Consider the following 3,470-nt stretch of genomic DNA (forward strand, 5'->3'; position numbering starts at 1 on the left):
CCCTGTAATGTTCGAGTATTTATTATTTGAACGGGCAAGAGCGCATCATAAACACATTGTATTGCCCGAAGGTGATGATGAACGGATTTTAAGAGCTAGTGAAATACTGTTAAAGCGAAAAGCGGTCGATATCACCTTACTTGGAAACGAAGTAGAAATCTATAAAAAAGCAGAATTATTACAGTTAAAACTTAAAGGAGTAAATATCATTGATCCTTTTGATAATGATTTGATTAACGACTATTCAGCTACTTATTATAAATTAAGGAAAGAAAAAGGGGTTACTAAAGCAATAGCGATTGATTTGATGCAGGATGTGAGCTATTTGGGAACCATGATGGTTTATAAAGGTCACGCCGACGGAATGGTATCAGGTGCTGCACATACAACACAACACACCATTCGCCCTGCTTTTGAGTTTATCAAAACCAAACCTGGTTTTTCAATTGTATCATCAAGTTTTTTAATGTGTTTTGAAGACAAGGTTTTACTTTATGGAGATTGTGCCTTAAACACCAATCCAGATTCTGAACAATTGGCAGATATAGCCATCAGTACTGCCGATACTGCATTAATGTTCGGAATTGAACCGCGAATTGCAATGCTGTCTTATTCTACGGGTAAATCGGGTAAAGGTGCGGATGTTGAAAAAGTTAGGCAGGCTACCGAAATAGCCCGAAGCCGCCGACCTGATTTAAAAATTGAAGGGCCGATCCAATACGACGCAGCAATCGATCCAACTGTTGCCATCCAAAAGATGCCCAATAGTGAAGTTGCCGGTAAAGCCACGGTTTTCATTTTCCCTGACTTAAATACCGGAAACAATACTTACAAGGCAGTTCAACGTTCAGCCAATGCAGTTGCAGTTGGCCCTGTTTCACAGGGATTAAACAAACCAATCAACGATTTAAGCAGAGGTTGCACTGTTAAAGATATTGTAAATACTGTGTTGATTACTGCTATTCAGGCTCAGGAAAATAAATGAGATTTGCATCCTATTTAATATCTAGGAAGGAGTATCCAGAATAGTAAAATCTTCTTAAGCAGCAAATAGGACATTCATCTCATTTAATTCCATAAATTGTTCTTACTTTTGAAATTGAAATTTCAATTGTAATACAGCAGCACATCATGGATCATTTCTTTAAGCTTGGCTTTTTCCCTACTCCTCTTGAAAGGCTGAATAATCTGTCTGATCAATTTCCGGGCTATCAAATATTTATTAAAAGGGATGACCAAACCGGATTGGCAACCGGAGGGAATAAAACCCGCAAACTTGAATATTTAATTCAGGCAGCACTTAATCAATCGTGCGACACAATAATTACAGCCGGGGCCCAACAGTCAAATCATTGCAGGCAAACCGCCGCTGCCGCAGCCAAAGCAGGATTAAAATGTCACCTGGTTCTGGGTGGCAATCAACCAAAAGAATTTACCGGAAATTTACTTTTAAGTAAGCTCTTGGGCGCACATCTTCATTTTACCGGAGAAAACAGAAAAGGTGAAGATATTCCATTGATTGCTGCATCTTGTAAAAAAAATGGACAGCGTCCATATATCATTCCTTATGGTGGTTCTAATTCAATTGGCGCAATCGGCTATGTTCGTGCAATTAAAGAACTTCAGGACCAATTAAAAGAGCTACAACAACCTATTGATTATATTTATTTTGCAAGCAGTTCAGGAGGCACCCATGCAGGGATGTTGTTAGGAAAAGAACTTTATCAGCTTGATAGCGAAATTATAGGGATCTGTATTGATAAAGATGAAATCAATGGATTGAGCCTTAATCAAAACATTCTGAATATCATGAATGAGACTAAAAAAAGATTAAAAATAGCACACAACTTTAGTCTTGACGAAATTCATTTATTACTTGATTATGAAAAAGCTGGTTATGGCGTGTTGACAAATAACGAGATAAATGCCATCAAATTATTAGCAGAAAAAGAAGGAATTCTTCTTGATCCGGTTTATACAGGACGTGCATTTTATGGTATGATCAATCAGATCATAAATCAAAAAATCAAGTCAGGTTCATCCGTTCTTTTCTGGCATACAGGTGGCTTCCCCGCAACTTTTAATTATACAGCTCAGTTATCAATATAAACACTAACTCATGGCTCTTCTGATTATCTGCAACGATCGTGATTTAAGTCCCTGGACGTCTGCTTTAAAAAATATCGATCCCGAAATTGATCTTCGTGTATATCCTGAAGAAGGAAATTTGGAGGATATTGAATTTGTGATTTGCTGGAAACATCCATGGGGAATTCTGAAACGTTATCCAAACCTAAAAGCTATCTCATCGTTGGGTGCCGGAGTTGACCATTTGCTAATTGATCCTGATTTACCTTTAAATATCCCAATTGTCAGAATCGTAGATCCTGAACTTGCTCATGCCATGAGTGAATTTGTGATTGGTTTGATATTTAATCATTTACGCTCTTTTACCCAATATCACGAAAATCAAAAACATAATATTTGGAAAGTCAACAATTTTCAAATTGCCCCTAATGTTCAGGTTGGCATCATGGGAATGGGTGTTTTAGGGCAGGATTTAGCCATCAAATTAGCTGCCATTGGTTTTAATGTTGTTGGTTGGGCCCAATCGCGAAAAGAATTAAAAAATGTAAAAGTTTACAAAGGATCGGATGAGTTCGATGAATTTCTGTCGGAAACGAATATTTTGGTATGCCTTCTTCCCTTAACTGAAAAAACAAAAAATATACTTAATAAAGATACCTTTTTAAAAGTTAAGGATCAGGCTTTTATCATTAATGTGGCCAGGGGTCATCATTTGGTTGATGAAGATCTGATTGAAATGATTGATAACAATAAACTTTCAGGTGCAAGTTTAGATGTTTTTCGTGTTGAACCTTTGCCCAAAAATCATCCGTTTTGGACCCATCTAAAAATTAATATAACTCCTCATATCGCAAGCCTGACCAATCCTATTTCAGTGGCTCCTCAAATAATTGAGAATTATAGGCGGGCAAAGGCAAATCAACCTTTATTAAATCGGGTTTCTACCCAATTAGGATATTAAGGTAAATATAGGCCATTCTTCCTTTTAGTTTCAGCAATTGCTGATATTTCAATAGGTGATCCACCGGGTATTTTTGCTACCTGTAGGCATAGTCGGGCAGGGAAAATTTCGTCGGTAAAAAAATCGCGATAAGCTTCATTTACAAAATCATAATCATTTAAATCCATTAAAAATATTTGAACCATCACCAAATCTTTATAATCCATTTTATAGTCTTTTAAAATGGTACCAATATTTTTCATACACTGGCGCGTCGATTCTTTAATATCACCAACCACCAACTCCCCGGTTTCATCGCGGGCAATCTGTCCGGCAATATATAAGGTTTCATTCACCATTCTGGCTTTACTGTATGGTGGTACAGAACCTTCACCGGGTTGTTCCTCTGCAATGACTGAGGTCAGCATAAAAAAACTAATCA

The 3,470-nt window shown here is 37.2% G+C and carries 4 protein-coding genes; 3 read left to right on the plus strand and 1 reads right to left on the minus strand.

Annotated features, from left to right (window positions below):
* The 3 genes from pta to KKG99_06595 all read left to right on the plus strand — a co-directional run.
* The coding region (gene pta / locus KKG99_06585; GenBank protein MBU1012652.1) for a phosphate acetyltransferase at positions 1-985 on the plus strand (985 nt) is incomplete at its 5' end.
* A gap of 146 nt (positions 986-1,131) precedes the next feature.
* Positions 1,132-2,109: a D-cysteine desulfhydrase family protein gene (locus KKG99_06590; GenBank protein MBU1012653.1), complete on the plus strand. Its 978-nt coding sequence runs from the start codon at positions 1,132-1,134 to the stop codon at positions 2,107-2,109.
* A gap of 10 nt (positions 2,110-2,119) precedes the next feature.
* Positions 2,120-3,049 carry a glyoxylate/hydroxypyruvate reductase A gene (locus tag KKG99_06595; GenBank protein MBU1012654.1) on the plus strand — a complete coding sequence of 310 codons (930 nt, stop codon included), beginning with the start codon at positions 2,120-2,122 and terminating at the stop codon, positions 3,047-3,049.
* On the opposite strand, the gene KKG99_06600 is transcribed toward KKG99_06595, so the two are convergent.
* Positions 3,046-3,470, minus strand: a 425-nt coding sequence (locus tag KKG99_06600; GenBank protein MBU1012655.1) for a RidA family protein, incomplete at its 5' end; no start/stop codon positions are given. The two genes, KKG99_06595 and KKG99_06600, sit on opposite strands and share 4 nt — an antisense overlap.

It is taken from the genome of Bacteroidota bacterium (assembly GCA_018816945.1).
GTDB lineage: Bacteria > Bacteroidota > Bacteroidia > Bacteroidales.

Excerpts from the sequence above, each read along its gene's own strand:
- KKG99_06595 (MBU1012654.1), top strand. The coding sequence starts at position 2,120 with ATGGCTCTTCTGATTATCTGCAACGATCGTGATTTAAGTCCCTGGACG.
- KKG99_06590 (MBU1012653.1), top strand. The coding sequence starts at position 1,132 with ATGGATCATTTCTTTAAGCTTGGCTTTTTCCCTACTCCTCTTGAAAGG.